This is a genomic window from Streptomyces sp. A0642, from assembly GCF_004795105.1.
Lineage (GTDB): Bacteria > Actinomycetota > Actinomycetes > Streptomycetales > Streptomycetaceae > Streptomyces.
In genome coordinates, this window is sequence record NZ_SSBL01000019.1 from 131,528 (window position 1) to 152,548 (window position 21,021).

Genomic DNA, 21,021 nt, shown 5'->3' on the forward strand with positions numbered 1-21,021 from the left:
GGCTTTGAAGGAGCAGAGTATGAGCCGTCCGCTCATGGCCGCCCTCGCGGCGCAGCAGACCGTCCAGGACGACCAGCGCAAGCAGCTCGCCGTCCAGGGTGCGCAGATCGCCCTGATCGCGCGCCTGGCCGGTGTCACCGACCAGGTCAACCAGATCGCCGTCACCGCCGACATCAACAACCCGGCCCAGCCGATCGAGGACGGCCCCGAGCAGGGGCCGTCCGAGACGACCGAGCAGGCGGCGACCTCGGAGACCAACGACGACGTCCGCTCCCCGGGCCAGACCGGGAACTCCACCCAGGGTGTTCCGGCCGCCGCCACCGACGTCGCGCTCCAGCCGGGCGGCACCCTCCCGGCCGAGCCGTATGGCAACCTGCAGGACGTCACCGCGCCGGTCTCCGGCGTAAACACCGGCGAAGTCGGCGGCGACCAGACAAAGATCGAGACCGACGTGCGTGTCGGCAACCCGATGGTCCCCGACGTCGCGTTCCCCTGGACCATCAGCGACAACCAGTCCAACTCGGCGCCGCCCAGCAGCGGCGAGATGGCTGGAGGCGGCCCCAGCCGCACCCATGCCTGCATGCGCCTCGCGCGTCTGCAGATCCAGGCCGGAATCGCCCAGGGCGATGACCTCACGCTGGGCGCGCGCATCGAGGCCAACCCGGCCATGAGTAACGCGCTGATCACCCACGAGATCAACGTGCTGTCCGGAGTCGTCAAGTCCGCCTCCAGGACCTCTCCTTCGTCCGGGCCCCGCATCGCGTCGCGTTCCCCCGAGCGGGTGGCCCCGTCGCTGGCCTCCCTCTCCACCGCGACCAGCACCAGCCAGGCCGTCGAGGACAGCGAGCTCTTCGACTGACCCAGCCGTACCGAAATCGAAGGGCCCGGACCTCCCCGCCGGGCCCTTCGTCATATCCCAAGAAATTCATCCCCACTTCTCCCTGTCCCCCGCAACGTCGGCCGCGCATAGGGGGTGAAGACGGCCTGCCGGTCCCGGCAGCCAGCCGAGACACAGGAGGGCGGAACACATGATCCGCGTTCGGGCCAATAACGCCCACATCAAGCGCACCTTCCGTCCCACGTACGCATGGACCCAGGCAACGCCGAAGGCGGTCTTCCTGGACCCGGCGTGGGACCGCAGCGTGCTCATCTACCCGGGCATGGTCGCGATGCGCACCACGGGCGAGCTGGTCACGCTGATCAACAACGTCGGCGTCCCCTACGGCTTCATCGGCGACTACGTCGGCGGAGACGGCTTCGACCCGCTGCTCGACGTCGGCATCAACGCCACCTCTGTCTGGGTCATGGGCGCCGACGCGGAGGCCGAGATCCTCGCCCCCGCGTTCGACGACACCCTCGCCTGGAACGACCCGGGCACCGGAGCCGAACTCCTGGTCCACGCCCAGACCGCCGGAGCCAACCGGGGCAAGCTCGTCCCGGCCGGAACCGCCGGTGCCTCCTCGCAGCCGGTCGCCCGACTGCTCAAGGTCAACTCGCCCTCCAAGATCACCATCGGCGGCCTGCGCTAACCGCGCCCCGTAGCCGAGCTGAGAGGAACTCACACATCATGACCGCAACGCTCACCACGGGGCACAAGGGCGGCGCCACCTCCAAGAAGTCGGACGACTACGTCGCCGAAATCCTGGCCCGCCGCGAAGCCAAGGGCGGCTCCACGCTCTCCTTCGCCGCGAAGCAGCAGCGCCTGCAGACCGTCGCCTCCGACCAGACCAACGGCATCACCCGCCTCGGCGTCGGCATGATCGGCCCGATCCAGCTGAAGCTCCGCTACCAGGGCATCACCCGCAACGTCCTCGTCGAGGACCCCTGCACCCCCGGCACCCCGGTCGAGTACGACGTCTGGGACGACCTCGGCCAGGCGTACATGATGTCCGGCACCGAGGGCGAAGTTCGCATCACGCCCTTCGAGGGCAAGCGCATCCAGGTCCGGTTCTTCCGCATCGCCTCGCGCCCGGCGATCCGCAAGGAGGACCTGCTCTACCTGCGCATCAACGCCGTCGAGCAGGCCCAGGACGAGACCAAGCAGGCCATCCTCAAGCAGGAGGACAGCCGCCTCATCACCATCCTGCAGGCGGCCATCGCCGACTACACCGGCCGCGCCGACCACACGGTCACCCCCAACCACGTCATCACCGAGGCGTCCGGCTACCTCACCCCCGGCTCGCTCTACTCCGCCGTGTCGATGACGGACATGCACGAGCTCCAGAGCTCGCGCATCCTCATCAACCCGATGGACTACCGCGACATGTACCGGTGGGACATCAACCAGACCGGCTGGGCCTTCAAGGACCGCGTCGTCGCCGGTGAGACCATCACCAGCTTCGGCGAGTTCCAGCTCCAGCGCTCCATCGTCATCCCTCAGGGGCAGACCTTCCTGACGCCGGACCCGCAGTTCCTCGGCGTTTTCCCGGTCCTCTACTCCCTGGACGTCGAGGAGAACCACCGCGTCGAGTCCTTCTGGAAGGGCTGGGTCTTCGACGAGATGGTCAGCATGCTGATCCTGAACCCGAGGGGCCTGGCGAAGATCGTCAAGTCGTAACAGGCCAGCGGCCTGACTGGTCAAGGCCCTGCCGTAGTGTGCGAAGGCCCCCTCCTGATCCACGCGGGAGGGGGCCTTCGTCTTCCCACTGACCTCGGTGGTGGGCGCCATTTCCCCTGACTCAGGGCCTCTGACTGCGTGGGCGGCAGTTGGGCCTCGTGAGCCCCTCACCTCCGAGGGGGTAAGGGGCTCACGGGAGGGCGTACCTCTGGGCGGTCATCTCGGCGGGTGACATATTCTCACCCTGACAGATTCGCGGGCTCGTTGGTAGTGGATTGGAGTTTTTGCCTTCGAGAGAATGAATTTTCCTTAGCGTGCTGTCGTTCTGTGCGTGCGCGGCCGTAGTGGTTGAGGGTTTGTGGTGGGCCCTCGTGCGGTTCCGTTCTCCGGCCGCCCGCTGAACCCCCGGGTTTCCCTTCCCGGGGGTTCAGTGCTGTCTGGGGGGCTGCGGGCCGACCAAGGTGTGACGGGATCGCCCGTCACTGATTCTCGGAGGCTCTCATGCAGGTTCAGCGGCTCAAGGTCACCAACCCCTCGAATGGGGTCGTCGTCGTCACGCCCGACGCCGACCGCCCCAAGAGCTACCTCCGCTTCGAGGCCAAGGGTGACGTGGAGGGCGGCGACGTCATCTACGTCTCCCGTGCGGATGCCACGCAGACGTCCTTCATCAAGGCCGTCAAGGGCGGGATTCTGGTGGTGGAGGGGATCGAGGAGGACGAGGAGCTGTCGCAGCTGCTGGCCGTGTCCAAGCACCCGCGTTCCCTCGACGGTGAGAAGAAGCCGCTGACGGTGCAGAACGTGATCTTCGACGAGGCCAACGAGTACAAGGCGAGGACCGTCGAGGTGCCCGTCATCATCGAGTCGCTGCAGAAGGTGTGACCTGCATGTCCATGAGTGAGCACGAGCGGCGTCTGCTGCTCACCGGAACGCTCGACACTTCGGGTGTCGGTGGCAGTCCGGACTCGGAACTGCCCAACGTGGCGCTGGCTTTCCGGGAGGAGGAGGCCGTCGTCTTCGCACTGCCCGGGAAGGAGGCCGTCTCGATTCCGCTCTCGGAGCTCGCAGTTGAACCTCCGGTACCGGAGCCGGTCGTCGTGGAGCCCTCCGAGGCTCGTGAGCCGGTTTCGGCCGCACGCAAGACGGCAGCGCCCACGAAGAAGACCCCGGCGCCGAAGAAGCAGGCCGCTGGGCCTGCGAACAGCTAAGGAGGGGCCGCTGTGGCCGCGACCGACCAGACCAGTACGTACGAGACCGATGGTGCGATCGGCACGAAGGGGCGCGCGGTTCCGGCGCCGGTTCCGGTCGTTCAGCCTGACACCAGTGAGGTGGGGCTGGTCAACGCGTCGGGTTGGACTCCAGCCTCGACGGCGGTCACCGGTAGCCGGGACACGCTCAGTTCGACCGTGGTGGACGCCAATCCGCCGTACAAGGCGCCCCCGGCCCCGGTTCCCGGGGTGAACAAGGACACCACGCTGACGGACAGCCCGGTCGGCAACGGACTGGCGAGCAATTCGGTGAATCCTGCGCTGTCGATGACGGGCACGCTGGAGACAGCGAACGTGGGTGCGGTGCCGGTGGGTTCGACGGCCGTTCCGGTTGCTCCGGCGGCGCCGACTCTGATCTCCGGTGACCGCTTCGTGCAGGTGTCGTGGGTGGCTGTGGCTGACCCGGCGGCGGACGCGAAGGTGACTGAGTACGTCGTCGAGTCGGACACGGGTGGGCACACCTATGCGGGCCGGGACAAGACGTCGGTGAGGGTCGAGAACGTGACCGGCGGCCGGGCGCAGAAGTACAGGGTGCGGGCGGGCAACCGGAACGGAACCGGGGCGTACAGCCCGTGGTCGGCGGCGTCGGTGTCTCCGGGCAACGAGGACCTGGTGCGGCCGGTATCGCTGGCTGCGGACAATGTGGTCAATCCGATCTACCGTCAGGACGGCACGGTCGTGCCGGGGTCGTACGGTGCTCCTCGCGCGCCGGGCAAGCCGACGGTTGCCGCGCAGGGCACCGCCGGTACGGCGACGGTCACGTGGGCTGCCTCGGTGCCTGCGCCATCTGGTGGGTACGACGTGAAGGCGTCGTCGGGGCAGACGGTGCATGTGGCGAGCGGTGTTACGACGGCGAACGTTCCGGGGCTCACCGTGGCTGCGTCGGTGACATTCACCGTGAAGGCGATCGGTCAGCTGCAGTCGGCAACGTCGCCAGCTTCGAACGCGTACACCGTGGCGTAGCCCCTCAGTCCGGTTGCGTCATCCCTCGCCTCCTCACTTACCGGCGATGCAGCGAGGGATGACGCCTCACCCCTCAACCGTAGCGCCCCTCTGCTGCGGTTGAGGGGTCTCTTGCTGTTCGGGGCGAGGTCTCCACCCGAAAGGGCGAAGGCGACGCAGAGGAGATGGCGCATGTCCGGTACGACACCACGGCTGGGGCTGAAGACCTGGGATCAGACGGATCCCTTCCTCCGCCAGGACTTCAACGACAACAGCGCGCGGCTGGATGCGAGCCCGGCTCCGTTCCTGTGCACGTCTGGGTCCCGTCCGGCGTGGGGGCCGAATCAGGCGGGCATGCGCATCTACGAGACCGACACCCGCCGGGAGACCGTGTGGACCGGTACGGCATGGCGGGAGACCCTGTCGGCGCCGCCGGTGTGGAGCGGGTACGTCGCCCCGAACGTGGGCATGGGGCATACCACCCACGTCTACTACAAGCTGGCGACGTTCGTAGTGAACCGGCCGGGGGCGCTCCTTGTGAACCTTGCCGTGGAGGTGGCGATTCAGTCGATCTACACGATGAACCTGCACTTCCGCACGCAGATCGACGGTGTGGATTCCATGATGGGGGACGGCGGCAGCTACATCCGTGTGGAGCAGGTGCAGACATCGGGTGGCGGCTGGCAGCGTTCGTACATGGTGCCTGCGATGGGCATCCGCAGCGTGGGGGTGGGGTCCCATAACTTCGGGGTTCACGTCTGGACGGATGCCGGTGGCGTCACGCAGGCGGGATCGGCCCGCCTGGTGTCAGCGAGGGGCAGCGCGCTGCTCGTCAACTCGCAGGACACGTGATGGACGAGTACACCGACCGCGCGTACGTCTCCCGGTACGGTGCTGCGGAGTTCGGTCTGCAGGTGATGCGCGAGGGCGTGCCCGGGGACGCGGACAGTCCTGTGACCGCGACGTTGCTGCGCGACGGAGAAGCGCCGACTGAGGTGTTCTCGCGGGCCGCCGAGCACCCGGGGGCGGGCGAGTACCTGGTGCGACTGACGAGCCGGGAAACGGCGACTCCGGGCCCGTACGTGCTGGTGTGGACATACACCGTGGCGGGGGTGGATGAGGAGTGGCGCGTCTGGCTGGAGGTCGGCAAGTCCGCGCCGTCATACGACATCTTGGCCGAGCCGATGAAGAACATCATCGAGACGACCTGGACCCGGTTCTCCGACCTCTTCGACTTCGCCACCGAGGGTCCTCACCTACAGACCTACATCCAGTCGAACTTTGGCCGGAACCGCCTGGCCCAGCTGCTACGGATCGCTGTCGGGCGCCTGAACACGGTGGCTCAGCCCTTCCAGACCTACACGATCGACGGGGACGGCGGCGCGTCGTTCCCAGTGGAGCGGTGGGGGCCGCTGCTGGAGTCGGCGCTGTACGTGGAGTGCCTGCGGCATCTGATCCGCAGCTACGTGGAGCAGCCGGAGGTTCAGTCGGGCTCGGGCGTGTCCAGGCTCGACCGGCGGGACTACATGGACCGGTGGTCGGAGGTGCTGGGCACCGAGGAGCCGGTACTGAAGCAGCAGCTCGAAGTTTTCAAGATCTCGAACATGGGGCTCGGCCGCGCCCGCGTCCTGGTGTCCGGTGGCGTCTTCGGCCGCTGGGGGCCGACCCGGCTCCCTCTGTCCCATGCCGCCCGCCCGCGCTACATGACCCGTATGTACTGACAGGAGAACATCATGCTGAGCTACACCGTTGCAGAGGCCGAGGCGCAGATCGTGGAGTGGGTGCGTTCCGGCCTCAACAGTGAATGGACTGACGACGAGAACGCCGTCTCCGTGATCGTCGAGGCGGAGGTCCGCCTCCCCAAGGGCGCCGAGGGATTCCAGGCGAACGTCAGGACGTACGCCTTCGGCGACGGCAAGAAGGCGGCCATCGTCGACTGGAACCACCTGGGCCACGTCAGCCGGATCGACTACATCCAGGCCGGTCAGAACGCTGCCCAGTCACTGCGGGCGGCCATGTACCCCGAAGCCAAGGAGAAGTGATGGCCTACACCGTCGTCATCAAGGCGGGCCTCAGCAATGTGGTCCTGCCGAACGGCAATCTCTACCAGGCCGGTAACACCGTCGTCCTGACCGATGAGCAGTACGGGGTGATGCCGCAGGCGACGCGGGATGCGGTGCTGGCCTCGGCCGTCATCGTGACCGTTCCGGCGAGCTGATGTCGACCGTTCGCGGGCAGTACGTGCGGGCCCAGCAGGACTGGGCGATCGACCAGGAACGCCTCCGTCACGACCAAGCGCTCCACCACATCGGCGAGAACGCGCTCTTCGCGCTGATGTGGACGGCGCGCGACCACGAGGCGGGGCTGGTCGGTCTGTGCACGGTGTGCGCGAGCGACCGGATCTCCCAGGCATACGGGCAGGCGTCGAGAAACAAGTGCCCGAACTGTTTCGGTACCCGGTTCGAGGGCGGGTTCCGGGCGCTGATCGTGCGCCCGGCCGTCTTCACGGACGCGGATGACAGCCAGTCGTTCACCGCGCGCGGCACCGTGGCACCTCAGGAGGTACATCTGGAGACCACATCGGACTTCCGGGTGCACTCGGGGGACTACGCGATGCGGGCGACCGGCGAGCGACTGCAACTGCGGGTACCTCAGCGCACCACGCTGCGGACCGGCTTCGGGACTCCGTACCAGCGCGAGGTCGCGACGGCGTACAACCTGACGCGGGCGGCCGTCGAGGACCCGGAGTCGGTGGCCTACATGCTGCCGCCCGCCGAGACGGACGACTTGGTCGAGATCTTGTCGCGCACCGGCGCGGTCCCGCCGTCGTTCGCCGACATTGAAATAATTCGTGCTCCGCTGATTCCGCTGTACGAGCGAGACTGACTGACGTACCCGCCAAGAACCCACCACCGCGAGGCTCACCCATGACCGACATCACCCTGCGTTCCGACGTTTCCGTCGAACTGGTCAAGCACAACGCCTGCGACTCCGACGTCCTATGGGCCGCCCGTGTCTCCACCGTTGGCCAGCGCTCGTTCACCGAGGACGTCGAGGAGAGCCGCGAGAAGGGTCTGATCAACTACCTGATACGTGACCGGCACGGATCGCCGTTCGAACACACGTCGATGACGTTCCTGATCAGCGCGCCGATCTTCGTATTCAGAGAGTTCATGCGGCACCGCGTCGGCTGGTCGTACAACGAGGAGTCCGGCCGCTACAAGGAGCTGGAGCCGGTCTTCTACGTGCCGGGCGAGGACCGCAGGCTGGTGCAGGAGGGCAAGCCCGGCCGCTATGAGTTCGTGCAGGGCACGCTGGAGCAATACGGCGTAGTGCGCACGAACCTGACGTCGGTCAGCGAGGACGCCTACTACTGCTACCAGGGGATGCTGGCGGCCGGGGTCGCTCGCGAAGTCGCGCGCATGTGCCTGCCGTTGAACATCTACAGCTCGATGTACGCCACGTGCAACGCGCGCTCTCTCATGCACTTCCTCGGCCTGCGGACCACGCATGCTGACGCCGTGGTGCCGTCGTTCCCGCAGAGGGAGATCGAAATGGTCGGCGAGCAGATGGAGGCTCTCTGGGCGGAGCTGATGCCGATCACGTACGCAGCATTCGGTGCGAACGGCCGCGTCGCACCTTAGGCTCCAAGCGGCACGGAAGAGCGCCCAAGGGTGGGGACCCTGCGGGCGCTTTTTCGTGCCCCGCCAGAGACCCTGTCCGTGCCCTCCCAGCCACCTCAAGAGGTGAGGCAGGGAGGGCGCTGTCATGCCGCAGGTCGAGGTCCCTGAGGTTCACCTGGTTACGGTTCCCGACCGTATGATCATGATCGAGAAAGGGCTGTCGGCCGGGGTAGCACGGGCTGCGGCCCGGGAGGCGGTCCGGCAGGCACGTCGGCGGATGCCGAAGATGTCCGGCGCGGCCGCGCGCGGCCTGCAGCCGCTCTACGGCAAGGGGTACTTCGGCATTCAGTGGGCGACCTCGGTGGTCTGGTACCAGGACCACGGTACGAATCCGTTCACGATGCGCAGCCTGGCGGGCAAGATCATTCCGATGTGGATCGACGACCCGACCGGCCAGGAGCGCCGCGACAACCCGAAGGCCAAGGTCCGGACCACCGAGAGCGGCAAGATCCAGGTGCTGATCTTCCGGCGGGCCGCCCTGATCGGTCAGCGGAAGAAAATCTACCGGCGGGATCCGGCGACGGGCCTGCGAGTCCTGGTATCGGACAAGCCGATGTCGTACCCGGGCGCGCCTGGCCGGATCTCGCGCCGTGAGGCCGGGAAGCCGTGGACGGCGCCGGGCAAGCGGCCGGGTGCCATCGCCTCGGGCAACGTGGGTGTGCGGTGGCGGCACCCCGGCATCAAGCCGCGCTCCTTCTTGAACACGTCGATGACGCAGGCGGCCCAGAAGACTGGGGTGCTGGCGCAGCGGGTCTACGTGGCGGACAAGGGGTGGCGGAACTATGTGAGACTCCACGGTGAGGAATTCAAATGACGCTGGTCTGGTCGGAGATCATGAAGCTGGGCTCGTGGAAGCCGTTCGATGGCGAGGAGAACATCCACCCCAACGACGTGGAAGGTCATGTCCTCCGTGACGACCTGGATCGGGGTCATATCGACAGGCTGGCCGACTCGATCAGGCAGCACGGTTACAGCCCGGAGCGGCACGGCCAGCTCGGCTTGAACGTCACGGACCACGGCGAGAACGTCTATCACCACGCCAACGGCTCGGAGACGCACCCCGAGGACACCAGGCACCACGAGCACCTGCTGCACGCACTCAGGGACGTAGGGCACGGCGAGGTGCCCATGCACATCCATGACCAGTCGTCAGACCCTGAGACCGGCGAAGGTCCGCCGAAGTACTACCACGGCACTACGGCGGAGGACCTGGAGCAGGTCCATCCCAACCACGGCACCACGGGCAACTTCGGCAACACCCTCGGCATCCACGAGCCCGGCTACGCCTATGCGACCAGCAAGAGCAATGCACAGCACTACGCCGATACGGCGGCAATGACCCATGGCGGCCGGGCCCGCGTCTACGAGGTCCACCCCAACGGGCCGGTGGAGAAGGACCCGAGTCACGACGCCCACGGCAATGCTCGGGGGAACTTCCAGGACGACGTCCGCTCGAAGCACGGCTTCACCGTGCTTGGTGAAGAGGGCCCTGGACACGAAGAACACGACGAGGACGAGGACCACTGGCACTGAGCCGGGCCTGTCCGCCCCTTCTCCGTCTGCCTCAAGGGGTGACGGAGAAGGGGCTCATCCATGTACGTCACCAAGGTCAAGACGCTCGGCATCGAGGCACTCCACGCCGCGTTCGACGATCAGTACCCGGTAGCGGAGTTCCGGGGGCTGCATGCCAGCCTGGAGTACCCGGTCAAGGCAGTTCAGCTGCCCGAGGTGTGGCTTCGGTACTCCGACACGGATCCGCTGCGGCAGTCAGGCGTCGCCCACGCCGAGAACACCCACCCCGACTCGGGCGCCAAGGTGCAGCCCTACACCCGGTGGCGGTTCCAGGGGTCGTGGGAGTTCGTGGTGGTGGCGCTGTCCTCGGTGGAACGGGACCGGGTGTACGACGAGCTGATTGCGACGATCGCGTGGTCCGGCTTCGACTCCAAGCGCGGCCGGTTCCGGCAGTACTTGGAGAACAACGACCTGATCGACCTCACGATCCGCACGGACCAGATCGAGTCGACCGGTGAGAACGCGGAGCCCGGAACGCCGTGGGGGACGGACGAGGTGCTGTACGAGCGAACGCTGAACGTCGACCTGATCGGCGACTTCGTCCCGGACCCGGAGACCGGGCTGATCGTGCCGTTGTCGAAGATCCAGGTCGTGCCGTCCGTGGATCTCGCCTTGGATGACGCGGCTCGCGGGGACGGCTTCGGCGACTGGCACTGAACTACCAGAACTACCAGTGACCTACCAATTTCTCCCGGACTAGTAGTTCGCGCGTGCCCACTGTCTCGCACGGTGCTGCGACCCCAAGGGGTGACAGCAACCGACGTGACTGGTGGGTGGCATGCCCGACATCTCTTCCGCGACGTACACACCGCCCGGTGTGTACGTCAGCGATGCTTCGACTCCGGTCGTCACCCCCCGCTCGGTGTCGACCAACACGGTAACGATCATTGGTCCAGCTCTCGGGTTCGAGACGCTGACCGAGGTCTTGACGGTGTACTCGGCGTCACCGACGTCGCTGTCCCAGCGGGGGGTGTACGCCTCGGCCGTCGTGGGGCCGCCTGCCATTGCCGCGCCGGTGGTGCGGACGCTCGCGGGGACACTCATGGTCTACGGCGACGACTACACCTTCGAGGTCGTGGCGGGATCCGGCAGCGCCTCGACGGCGGTGACGCAGATCCGGCGGCTGTCGGCCGACGAGGCGGACCTGACGAAGCCGTCGCCGAACGGGCTGAAGGACGGCGACCAGGTCCGAATCACGTACGGCTTCACGTCGGCGGCGTACTACGAGCCGACGCTGTATGAGGACTACGACCAGATCGTGGCCGCGTACGGACCGGCCATGGTGTCGGTCGCCCCCACGGACATCACGCAGTCGCAGGTTGCCTCGGCGATGACTCTGGCCTCGAAGATCGCGCTGGAGAACGGTGCTGCGTCGGTGCTGTGCGTGCCGACGAATCCGGCGGCGGGTGCCGACTTCCGGGCGCAGCTGGCGGCGGCCTACAAGAAGGTCGAGGCGGACTACCGGGCGCAGTTGCTGGTGCCGCTGTTCGTGGATGGCCCCTATGACGCGCACACGCCGACGAACGTGGCCAACCTCCTGTCGGACGTGAACCTGCACTGCGAGACGGCGGCCGCCGACGGGTTCGGCCGGATCGCGTTCACCGGCACGGCCACGGCGTACGACAACGCGACCGGCCACGACCAGCTGGCGCTGCAGCAGAACAGCAAGCGGCTGGTGCTGGCCTATCCGAACCGGCTGCTGGCGTTCAACAGCGCGGTGAACGCTTCGACGGAGGTCGACGGGTTCTACCTCGCGGCCGCGATGGCGGGGCGCCTGGCGCGCAACCCGGTGGCCCGGGGTCTGAGCCGTCAGCCGGTGTCGTCCTTCAGTGGTCTCCCGGCACCGGTGTACCAGCAGATGACGCGGACGTTCAAGAACAACCTGTCCCGGTCCGGCGTCTGTGTGGCGGAGATCAACCAGGCCAACCAGCTGGTGGTCCGGCACGGGCTGTCGACGCAGATGCAGTCGATCCTGACGCAGGAGATCTCGCTGACGCGGATCGGCGACACCCTGCTGCAGATGGTCCAGAGCGGCATGGAGAACTCGGGCCTGATCGGTGAGCCGATCACCCCTGAGATGACGACGAACGTCAAGGGGTCGCTGATCGGCCTGCTGGAGCAGGCTGTCGCCGACGCGGTGATCGTGTCATATGCCAACGTGCAGGTCCGGCAGCTGAGCGCGGACCCCTCGATCATCGAGGCGACGTTCTCGTACAAGCCCGCGATCCCGATGAACTACGTCGTGATCAAGTTCGCTGTCGACCTGAACACCGGCGACACCACGGCCGAGGAGCCGCAGGAAGCCGCCTGAGCCCGGCGCGGCAGGCCGTGACGGGCTACCTGCCGCGCCTTCGAGAGGACCCCGGGGTGAGGGCCCCGGGGTCCTCTGCTGTCCGCAGGCGCACGGCTGGCCGTAGGGGGTGAGACCTACGGATGGGGTGGTGAGCAATGCCTGCTGGTAAGGCACGCGTTACCGGCTCCGGCTACTCGACCTTCGTGTACGCCGGTAAGCCGATCGCATATCTGATCAGCGTCGAGGATGCGGGGCAGCGGGCCTGGTCGGACAAGGGCCAGGCGTACTCCTTCATCCACCCGATGGGCAGCCGGGTACCTACGGAGATCGCGACCTCGCGCGTGCTCGCCGGGGCGACACTGCAGCTGACGATCCAGGAGCTGTGGAACCAGGCGCACTGGGAGCACATGGCCGGGATGGCTGGCACCAGCAACATCGTCGAGATCTTCGAGCGGCTGAGCCGTACAGCGAACTACGTGACCGCGCAGACGATCATCAAGCCGCCAGGCACCGAGTCCACCCCTTCGAAGTGGCGCGGAAAGATCTACCACAACGTGACGATCGTTGACATCGCGGACGGGGACACGCTCACCGTCGGTGGCCTGGACGTCGCCAAGCCTGTGGTCTGCGCATACACCCACACCACCCCGCTGCGCTGACCAGGAGCACACGATGAGCGACACCTACGGCACCTACGACCCCGCCGACCGGCCGGGCCGCAAGGCCACCGCGCCGGAGGCCGTATCGACGCTGACTGCGGAGGACGGCACGGTGCTGCCGTCCTTCGATCAGCGGCACTCCGAGAACTTTCGGGGGCTGCTCTACATCGGATCGCTGACCGAGCGGTTCTCCTGGCTGGGCCATGACTTCGTCATCCGGACCCTGGCTGTCGACGAACTGCTGGCGGTGTCGCTGGTGCTGAAGGAGTACCAGGGCACGGGCGGCGGCGAGCAGCTGGCCTACGCGACCGCCATGGTGAGTATGTCCGTGGTCTCCGTGGACGGCGAGGAGCTGCCCGCCCCGATCGGAGAGGACCAGAAGCTGGCCGAATGGGCGCACCGGCGCTTCGCGTACGTCAAGAACAACTGGTACCAGTACACGATCTCCCATGTCTTCCAGAAGTACCTGGAGCTGGAGGACAAGGCGCAGCAGGTGGTTGATGCGATGGGAAAAGCCTTCGCCTCGACGGACTAGACCCCTTCGTCGAGCGGCATCTCAGGATCGCTGAGAGGCGTGGTCTGCTGCGGGGCGCGCGCTTGTCGGCGGTGCAGCAGTTCGGGCTGGAGCTGCTGATTCTGGCGGACGGGTGGAAGGCCAGCGAGGGGTGGGACGAGCGTCTGCGGATGGCTCTGGTGGCCGCCGGTGCCGACCCGGGTGACGTCTTCGCGGACATGCTGCCTGCCGAGGACGTCGATCCGGCGCAGGACGCCGAATTGGACCTGGACTACTCGGCTGTGAACTGGGCTGAGGACGCCTCGGTGGATGAGTGGCAGCTCCTGCAGGAGCAGTTGGCCTCTACCCGCGTTTCGGTGCCCAGCACATCTCCAGAGGCCACTGACGGGCCAGTACTGCCCGAGGTTCCGGACGTTGACTTCGATCGGGAGTGGCAATGACGACGCCCACGCCAGGCAACGGGCTCGACGGAGCTGTACGCCAGCTGACGATGCTCGTCCAGGCCCTGTTGCACCAGCAGCAGACCCAGACGAACTTGCCGTCGTCGTCGGCGCAGATGCTGCGCCAGGCACGACAGAACCTGACTCCGGGGTCGGTGGCGGCGGGCCTGCTGGGCGGCGGAGTACCGTCTCCTGGTGCTCCGACGGGGGCTTGGCTACAGCAGGCCGCCATGTCACTGGTGAGTCAGGTTGCTCTGAATCAGCCGCGCCGCGCGCAGACGCCGCAGGGCCCGCCTGCTGGTCCAACTCCACCGACAGTTCCTCCCAGCCAGCCCGCCGTTACGCCGCCGTACCCGTACATGTGGGGGGCGCCATACGGAGGTGGCGGCGGGGGGTACAACGGGCCTCAGCCGGGGCCGTACCCGGGGCCGATCGTGGCTCCGTCGCATCAGGGCGGCGGCGGTGGTGGCGGTACGGGCATCGGTTCGTGGGTGAAGTCGAGCCTGCCCCGGGTGGGCGCGATGGTCGGCGGGCCGTGGGGCGCTGTTGCCGGTACGGCCGTGGCGGCCGCTACAGGCATTCCGGCGGAGGTGCGTTCCCAGCGGGACAAGAACGCCTTCTACCAGTCGATCGAGGGTGGCTCGAACTTCGATGGCTTCGCGGAGCGCGCGCACGAGGAGGCATACCGGTGGACGACATTCGGTGTGCTTTCCAGTGACGAGGCGCGGAAGGCGTTCAAGGGTGTCACCAAGCTGGGCTATAACTCCAAGGTGGAGGGCGGTGAGGGCCGCCAGGACGCTCTCGATTTTATTTATCATGGCAAGACCCGGCGCGGTGCGACGGTGGACGAGAGCCTGCAGACACTTCAGGTTGCCTCGAAGAATGCACTGACGAATTTCAATGATCTCTCGAATGCCTTGAATGAGGTATCCGACAGTGCGGGTAAGGCGGGTGTGAACTCGCAGATGGCACGTGCTGAATTCACCCAGCTGATGGATGTTGCGAATAAGAGCGGATATGGGTCGTCGGCCGTCGGTGTGGCTGCACTCGAACAGCAGACGAAGAATTCTTACGGCCGCTCTTTTCAGGACATGGATGTTTCGAAGCGGCTGGGTGTAAGCCACGCGTACATGGCTTCTTCTATCGCAGGTATTTCCGTGTCGGAGTATCTGACCTCTGGTCCGACCGCAAAGGGAGCAGCTGACCAGCTGCTCGACAGTGCGTCTGTACGGGCGGCGCTGAAGCCCGGTGTTGAGGCGTGGATCAAGGAGCAGATCTCCAAGAGCGGTGGGGACGTCTCAGAGGAGACCGCCACACAGATCGGCGAGGAGCTGATCCAGAAGTTCTACCCCAACGACGCCTTCGCGCTTGCGCAGGTGGTGGGGACCCTGTCCGGCAACGGCGGCCTGTCGCAGGATCCGGTGAAGGCAGCCACGTGGATCGTGCAGCAGTACAACGGCAAGGGTGCTGGAGCCACGGCCAGCAACATGAAGAAGCAGGACCAGAAGTCGCTGGAGAAGACCAGCGAGAGCAACCGCCTGCGGACGGACGTGAAGGAGAACCTGCGCCCGCACGCGTCCGGTGGTCGTGGCGGCGTCGTGACCGGTGCGCTGAAGGGCCTGGACAAGGAAACCTCCGGCGGCTTCCTCGGCTTCGGAGGAGACCCGTCCGACGCCGTGAGTGCATACGAGAAGTGGCACAAGAAGACCGGTGACGAGGACCCCGTCGTCTACAACCTCCTCAACAAGATCGATGGGGACGACAAGTCGAAGGTTGCCATTACGACAAAGGACGGGAAACGTGTCGTTTCCCTGACTGAGGCAATCAAGAATCACCGGAACGAGCTTGCTTCTGGGAAGGCCGTCGTCGTCGAGGGCGATAAGGCGGGCAAGTCCGTTGCCGAAATTCTCGGCGATGACAAGGTAGACCCTCTTCGCGATTTCTCGAAGGAGGCGAAGGCCAGTGGAAAGGTCGGCGAATCTTATGAGGAGTGGGAGAAGAAGCACACGACGAAGGACAAGAAGGGCAGGGAGAAGCTGGAGATCGGCCTGACGGCCGAGGCCCGGCGCCTGCTCACCGTCCTGGATTCCACCGGGGTCAACGGTTCGGCCGCGACTGCGAGCCCGCCCCTGAGTCCCTACCCGTCCAACCCGAGCTACCAGGAGTAGGCCGTGGCCCTCGCGTCCCTGGGCTTTCCCGGCGGCCCTCAGCTCACCTTTCGGCTCAACCCGAGCTCCATCGACTGGGGCTTCGACATCCACACCAGCGTCACGGACACCGTCGGCGGCCGCGTCGTACAGATCACCGGAGCCACGCTTCGGGACCTGACTGTCGTGGGGTACCTGGGCGAGAACCACAAGGCCGGAGCGTCCCCTGACGGCAACAGTGACCACGCTGGAGCCTCCTGGAGGCTCCACGAGGCGTTCATCGCCCGGTGCCGGGCCATCATGCAGCACCAGGCGCGGGACTCCCGAACGCCTGGAAAGATGCACGCTCCGGCCACCTTCAACTATCCGGGCCGGGGCTGGCGTTGGCAGGTCTACCTCAAGGCCGTCCAGGACCTGGACGGCGCGGGCAGCATCGAGCACCGCACCGGCAAGTTCTCCCACGGCTACCAGCTCACCATGTTCATCGTCCAGGGCGGCTCGGACTCCCTGGTCAAGGCCGGGTCCTCCATGAGCGAGATCGACGCGGCGCAGGCCAGCGCCATCGCCTCGTACATCAAGCGCATCAGCGAGGGCATCGGCTGGCGGCAGAGCGAGTACAACGGCCCGATGGACCGCAACACCACCGACCCCAGCACTGTTGACAGCGACGAAGGGCAGAAGGACTGATGGCTGATCAATGGGGTTCCGACGTGCCCGTGTCGATGCCGCAGCCGCTGCCGCCCGGCGTCGTCGGCGTTGTGCCCATGGGCGGGTTCACGATGACGGAGCAGGGGCTGTTCCCGGACCTGTCCTCCGCCGACCACGAGCGCCTGTCGCGGCCGACGTACGCGCCGTACGACCCGTTGCACCTGCAGACCGAGGACGTGCCGGAGCCGGAGGAGGAGCAGTGGCAGACACGCGCCGGGGGCTGAACTGCAGCCTGTCGTATCCGAACGGCAAGAGCACGGCCAGCATGCGGGTGCGGGTCGACATGGTCGGACACGGGCTGACGATGGTCGCGGACGAGTCCATGGGACGCAACTCCCGGGCCTACTACCCGCACCGGCTGGCGCCCGCGCGCTTCTACCTGCGGGTGCTGCTCAAGGGATACGCCGAGCGCAAGAGCTTCGCGGACTGGATGCAGCGCTACGCCGACTACGTCATGAACCCGGGCCTGCCGGGCGGGGCGAAGTTTCCCGACATGCGGGTCCTGCTGCCCGCCCGGAACTTCGACCGTGAGGGTGTGCCGCTCACCGGCTTCGAGTGGGGCGACGCGATCGGGGCGATGATGTGGACTCCGACGATCACGTTCGAGACGACCAGAGAGCCCCAGGACACCGAGGGGTGGGCGACCAGCACCTTCGAGCACGCCGCCGACCCGGACATGAAGTACTTCTGGCCCATGGGTACACAGCTCGGCGGCAATGCCGTCCCCTCGGGTAACTACACGAACATCATCGACGGAAGCGACGGCGGCTCTGATCAGGGGCAGGGCCAGCTCCCGCCCATTCAGTACACCGAGGACCTTCCCGGGCCGTGGGCCCGGGAAGACTACGGAAGCTGATCGTGTTCGTCTCAGGCGGTCTGCGGAGTGCTGGGGGCTGGTGCCACAACCTCGTCCTCGTCCCAGCCTCCATCCCCACGGCACTGGGGGCACCACGGAGACAGCCTGCCGTGAATCTCGGTGGCCCACATGTCCAGGATGACGACCGCCATCAGGACGTCGTGTGCGGCTCGCTCCGCCGGACCTCCCCCCAATAGGCTGGATCCGAGAAGCAGCGCAACCCATACGACAGTGAGCACAACGACACGTCGAGGAGTGGCGCGGACTCGATGATGGTGCCTCAGCCAGACTCCGCGCCTCTGAGCCTGCCCATCAGCGTCCAGCGGCATCTGTTCCACGCAGGTCTCGCACAGCGCCCCGCGACTATGGGCGAGCCAGAAGAAGACCCCCACGATGATGAGCGCTGTGGCTGCGGTGGATGCCGCCAGACCGAGAAAGCCGTCGGGAAGGGTCCAGGCGACAACGTGGCTGATCACGATTGAAGCGGTGTAGAGCGGTAGTCCGAGGTGGCGGTGCGGTGAGTTCGCGAACGGTAGCGGAATACGCATCTGAGGTATCTCCTAGGCGGGGTGGGAGATCGCCGATTCTTCCACAACGGCGCGCCTCCGGCTGACGTGTTCGTCGTGTCCGCCGCCGCCGCTCCGGCTTGAAGGGGCGGAGGTGGTCCCCCTTGCCGAACTTCGTCCTGGCGCCAGGCGTGAAGGTGTACGTCGCGACCCAGAAGCACGGGATCATCGACGTGTCCGACGACCTCGTCGAGGGTTCGATGGTTCGACGTTCTGATGGTGTGAGCTCGTTCTCATTCTCACTGCAGAACGCGCGCCGGAAGTACGACGGCGTGATGGCTCCGAACGACCGCATCAGCGTGCAGATGAAGCGGCTGAAGTGGGTTCAGGTCTACACCGGCTACCTGAACAAGGTGCCCCTGCTCACGGCCTGGCCGCGCGTCGTCCACCTCACCTCGTCGTGCTCGCTCAAGCGGCTGCAGTACTGGTACTGGGACTCGCACACCGAGGCGTCGCAGACCATGGTCCGCCAGGCTCTGGAGGACGCGGGGAAAGACTCCGGCGTCTCGGACGGCGGCATGACCAATGTCGCCCTGACGGTCCTCAAGAAGGTCGTCGGATGGCCGTCGTCCAAGGCCCACATCGCAGCCATCCCAGGGAACTGGTTCGGTGTCGTCGAGGCCCTGGCCAAGCAGATCGATGCGGAGCTGACCGGCGCCGACGAGATCGCGCGCACGCTCTTCGAATCGCTCGGCACGGCCTCCGTGGGCGCGGGCGGTGCCGACTCCAGCGCGCTCACGGGTAAGTACGGCGGCTTCGACAGCGCATCCCAGAAGGCCAACGCCGCCACGATCTACTCCGTCGGCAAGCAGGTTGGCGCCAGCACCCGCGACTGCATCATCGCAATCATGACGGCGATGCAGGAATCCGGCCTGAACAACCTTGACCACGGCGACCGGGATTCGCTGGGGCTGTTCCAGCAGCGGCCCAGCCAGGGTTGGGGCACCAAGGCCGAGATCATGAATCCTGAGTACTCGTCGAAGAAGTTCTACGAGGTGCTGTTCAAGGTCAAGAACCGGGACAAGCTGGAAATGTGGGAGGTCTGCCAGAAGGTCCAGCGTTCCGGTGTGCCCCGGGCGTACGAGAAGCACGAGAAGCCTGCGACGGCCATGGTCCGGGACCTGGAGAAGGGCGGGGGCGGCAACGACGACCTCACGTCCAAGCCGCAGGGGACCACGAGCGGCCTGGCGCTGGCACAGCTCGCCGTCAACTTCTGCAACAAGTACCCGAACATCCCGTACACCCAGAAGTACGGAGGCACGCAGCTCTCGATCCTGAGCGCTGAACCGCCGCCGGGCCTGGACTGCAGCTCGTTCATTCAGGCGATGGTCCTGCGGGCCATGGGCAGTCTCTACAACCTGCCGCGCGTCGCCTCGGCGCAGGCTGCCTTCTGTAAGCGGGTCTCGGTAGCGACGGCGCTGAAGACGCCGGGGGCGTTGGTCTTCAAGGGCGGCTCGATCGCGTCCATCCATCACGTGGAGATGTCGCTGGGGGACGGCCAGAACACGATCGGAGCGCACCGGCGCGGGGCGCAGCCGCACGACGTCGGAGTCAACCCTCCGCTCCCAGCCAGCTACTGGGACTTCGGCGGCTTCCTGCCGCGCATCGCGTACACGACGGGCGCGGGCGGAGTGATCTTCGACGGAGTCGACGGCGGGACAGAGATCCCTGAAGCCACGGATCCTGGCATCGAGCTGGTCACGGGCGCGGACGCGCCCGGCTACAACCCGGACGACCCGTTCGACAAGCTCTTCGGCGACAACGCGTGGCTGCCGATCTCTACTGCCGAGAACGACCCAAACTACATGATGGCGCAAGCCCTGGCCGGGCCTCGCGCGCTCCTCAATGACCAGCCGCTACTCCCGTATTTGAAGAACCTGTTCAACTCGACGATGCGGAGCTTCTGCTCGGCGCCGAACGGGGACCTGATCGCTTGGTACCCGGACTACTACGGGATGTGGGGCACGGCGGCGAAGATGGTGATCCAGCCGATCGAGGTCCAGGACTTCGAGGTGAGCTGGAGCGACGACTACATGGTCACGCACCAGTTCGTGGTGACGGCCCCTTTCGGGACGAATGTCTTCGATCCGTCCACGGGCACTCCGCAGTCCGCCATCGGTAACGACTACCTCAACCAGATGGCCGCCCTCACGACCGGCGTTGTAACGATTGACTTCCCCGGCGTCTGGAAGGCGCTGTTCGGTATGGATATGACCGAGAAGGAGGCGAAGGCGTACGCGGACTGGATCAAGCAGCGCTTCGGTGCCCGGCCGGACTATCAGCAGCTGCCTGGCCTGATCGGACCGAAGGCGCAGTTGTTCTCGGCGATCTTCCTGTTCATGCGGCAGTTCGCCTACCAGTACTCGGCCAGCGTGCCGCTTACGTTCATGCCGGAGCTCTATCCAGGGATGATCATGCAGATTCCGGAATTCAACTTCCAGGCGTACATCACCACCGTGACGCACAACTTCCGCTTCGGGGAGGGCGGTGGCTTCTCCACCTCGGTCGCCATCGCGGCCCCGGCCCGGCTCACCGGCAAGGGCAACAAGCTGCTGGGCCTGCCGATGGCGGGTGGAGCGTGAGGCCCGGCGACAGCGCGACGTACGGCATCGGCTGGACCTTCAAGCAGATCGTGATCCGCGAGATCGACTGGACTCGCGGCCGGGCCTACGCCGTCGACACCGAGGGGCAGCAGATCGAGGTCGCCACATCGGTACGTCGCACGGGTCTGACGCCGGAGGTTGGCCAGACGTGGCTGGTGGACCGGACCTTCGGGCCGTACACCTTCGTCGCTCTGATCTCCCACGAGCCCCCGGCCT

25 protein-coding genes are annotated in these 21,021 nt (G+C 66.4%); all 25 read left to right on the forward strand.

Annotated elements, in window-relative coordinates:
• Positions 1–19: 19 nt before the first annotated feature.
• Entirely contained in the window at positions 20–859 is an 840-nt protein-coding gene (locus tag E6R60_RS26935; protein ID WP_136329266.1) for a hypothetical protein, read from the forward strand.
• 169 nt (positions 860–1,028) lie between these two features.
• A complete protein-coding gene (locus E6R60_RS26940; RefSeq protein WP_136329267.1) occupies positions 1,029–1,529 on the forward strand; it encodes a hypothetical protein in 501 nt (166 codons plus the stop codon).
• Between the two features lie 38 nt (positions 1,530–1,567).
• Positions 1,568–2,557 (forward strand): HK97-fold major capsid protein, encoded by a 990-nt coding sequence (locus E6R60_RS26945; RefSeq protein WP_136329268.1) that lies wholly within the window; start codon positions 1,568–1,570, stop codon positions 2,555–2,557.
• A 501-nt stretch (positions 2,558–3,058) separates the two neighbouring features.
• Entirely contained in the window at positions 3,059–3,436 is a 378-nt protein-coding gene (locus E6R60_RS26950) for a hypothetical protein (protein ID WP_136329269.1), read from the forward strand.
• A 5-nt stretch (positions 3,437–3,441) separates the two neighbouring features.
• The gene (locus E6R60_RS26955) at positions 3,442–3,762 is read left to right on the forward strand and encodes a hypothetical protein (protein ID WP_136329270.1); all 321 of its coding nucleotides are present in this window, start codon (positions 3,442–3,444) and stop codon (positions 3,760–3,762) included.
• Between the two features lie 12 nt (positions 3,763–3,774).
• Positions 3,775–4,785 carry a hypothetical protein gene (locus E6R60_RS26960; RefSeq protein ID WP_136329271.1) on the forward strand — a complete coding sequence of 337 codons (1,011 nt, stop codon included), beginning with the start codon at positions 3,775–3,777 and terminating at the stop codon, positions 4,783–4,785.
• A 171-nt stretch (positions 4,786–4,956) separates the two neighbouring features.
• Positions 4,957–5,616, forward strand: a complete 660-nt coding sequence (locus E6R60_RS26965; RefSeq protein WP_136329272.1) for a hypothetical protein — start codon at positions 4,957–4,959, stop codon at positions 5,614–5,616.
• Positions 5,616–6,485: a hypothetical protein gene (locus E6R60_RS26970; RefSeq protein WP_136329273.1), complete on the forward strand. Its 870-nt coding sequence runs from the start codon at positions 5,616–5,618 to the stop codon at positions 6,483–6,485. The genes E6R60_RS26965 and E6R60_RS26970 overlap by 1 nt, the downstream gene beginning before the upstream one ends.
• Before the next feature lie 12 nt (positions 6,486–6,497).
• Complete coding sequence (locus tag E6R60_RS26975; protein WP_136329274.1) at positions 6,498–6,806, forward strand: hypothetical protein; 309 nt, start codon at positions 6,498–6,500, stop codon at positions 6,804–6,806.
• Positions 6,806–6,982: a hypothetical protein gene (locus E6R60_RS36840; protein WP_168713686.1), complete on the forward strand. Its 177-nt coding sequence runs from the start codon at positions 6,806–6,808 to the stop codon at positions 6,980–6,982. Before E6R60_RS26975 ends, E6R60_RS36840 begins: the two co-directional genes overlap by 1 nt.
• Positions 6,982–7,650, forward strand: a complete 669-nt coding sequence (locus E6R60_RS26980) for a hypothetical protein (protein ID WP_136329275.1) — start codon at positions 6,982–6,984, stop codon at positions 7,648–7,650. The genes E6R60_RS36840 and E6R60_RS26980 overlap by 1 nt, the downstream gene beginning before the upstream one ends.
• A gap of 41 nt (positions 7,651–7,691) precedes the next feature.
• A complete protein-coding gene (thyX, locus tag E6R60_RS26985; protein ID WP_136329276.1) occupies positions 7,692–8,408 on the forward strand; it encodes an FAD-dependent thymidylate synthase in 717 nt (238 codons plus the stop codon).
• Positions 8,409–8,532: 124 nt separating this feature from the next.
• Positions 8,533–9,261 carry a hypothetical protein gene (locus tag E6R60_RS26990; protein WP_136329277.1) on the forward strand — a complete coding sequence of 243 codons (729 nt, stop codon included), beginning with the start codon at positions 8,533–8,535 and terminating at the stop codon, positions 9,259–9,261.
• A complete protein-coding gene (locus E6R60_RS26995; RefSeq protein ID WP_136329278.1) occupies positions 9,258–9,980 on the forward strand; it encodes an NAD(+)--rifampin ADP-ribosyltransferase in 723 nt (240 codons plus the stop codon). Before E6R60_RS26990 ends, E6R60_RS26995 begins: the two co-directional genes overlap by 4 nt.
• A 60-nt stretch (positions 9,981–10,040) precedes the next feature.
• On the forward strand, positions 10,041–10,676 hold the full coding sequence (locus E6R60_RS27000) for a hypothetical protein (RefSeq protein ID WP_136329279.1): 636 nt from the start codon (positions 10,041–10,043) through the stop codon (positions 10,674–10,676).
• Positions 10,677–10,797: 121 nt separating this feature from the next.
• Positions 10,798–12,330, forward strand: coding sequence for a hypothetical protein (locus E6R60_RS27005; protein ID WP_136329280.1), 1,533 nt, complete (start codon positions 10,798–10,800; stop codon positions 12,328–12,330).
• A gap of 137 nt (positions 12,331–12,467) precedes the next feature.
• Positions 12,468–12,971: a hypothetical protein gene (locus E6R60_RS27010; protein WP_136329281.1), complete on the forward strand. Its 504-nt coding sequence runs from the start codon at positions 12,468–12,470 to the stop codon at positions 12,969–12,971.
• Between the two features lie 13 nt (positions 12,972–12,984).
• Positions 12,985–13,506, forward strand: a complete 522-nt coding sequence (locus E6R60_RS27015; RefSeq protein ID WP_136329282.1) for a hypothetical protein — start codon at positions 12,985–12,987, stop codon at positions 13,504–13,506.
• A gap of 62 nt (positions 13,507–13,568) precedes the next feature.
• Complete coding sequence (locus tag E6R60_RS27020) at positions 13,569–13,925, forward strand: hypothetical protein (RefSeq protein WP_136329283.1); 357 nt, start codon at positions 13,569–13,571, stop codon at positions 13,923–13,925.
• Positions 13,922–16,093: a hypothetical protein gene (locus E6R60_RS27025; protein ID WP_136329284.1), complete on the forward strand. Its 2,172-nt coding sequence runs from the start codon at positions 13,922–13,924 to the stop codon at positions 16,091–16,093. The genes E6R60_RS27020 and E6R60_RS27025 overlap by 4 nt, the downstream gene beginning before the upstream one ends.
• A 3-nt stretch (positions 16,094–16,096) precedes the next feature.
• The gene (locus tag E6R60_RS27030; protein WP_136329285.1) at positions 16,097–16,759 is read left to right on the forward strand and encodes a hypothetical protein; all 663 of its coding nucleotides are present in this window, start codon (positions 16,097–16,099) and stop codon (positions 16,757–16,759) included.
• A complete protein-coding gene (locus E6R60_RS27035; RefSeq protein ID WP_136329286.1) occupies positions 16,759–17,004 on the forward strand; it encodes a hypothetical protein in 246 nt (81 codons plus the stop codon). The genes E6R60_RS27030 and E6R60_RS27035 overlap by 1 nt, the downstream gene beginning before the upstream one ends.
• On the forward strand, positions 16,980–17,636 hold the full coding sequence (locus E6R60_RS27040; protein ID WP_136329287.1) for a hypothetical protein: 657 nt from the start codon (positions 16,980–16,982) through the stop codon (positions 17,634–17,636). Before E6R60_RS27035 ends, E6R60_RS27040 begins: the two co-directional genes overlap by 25 nt.
• A gap of 670 nt (positions 17,637–18,306) precedes the next feature.
• Positions 18,307–20,784: an NlpC/P60 family protein gene (locus tag E6R60_RS27045; RefSeq protein WP_136329288.1), complete on the forward strand. Its 2,478-nt coding sequence runs from the start codon at positions 18,307–18,309 to the stop codon at positions 20,782–20,784.
• On the forward strand, positions 20,781–21,021 hold a 241-nt coding region (locus tag E6R60_RS27050; protein WP_136329289.1), incomplete at its 3' end, for a hypothetical protein. The genes E6R60_RS27045 and E6R60_RS27050, both read left to right, overlap by 4 nt.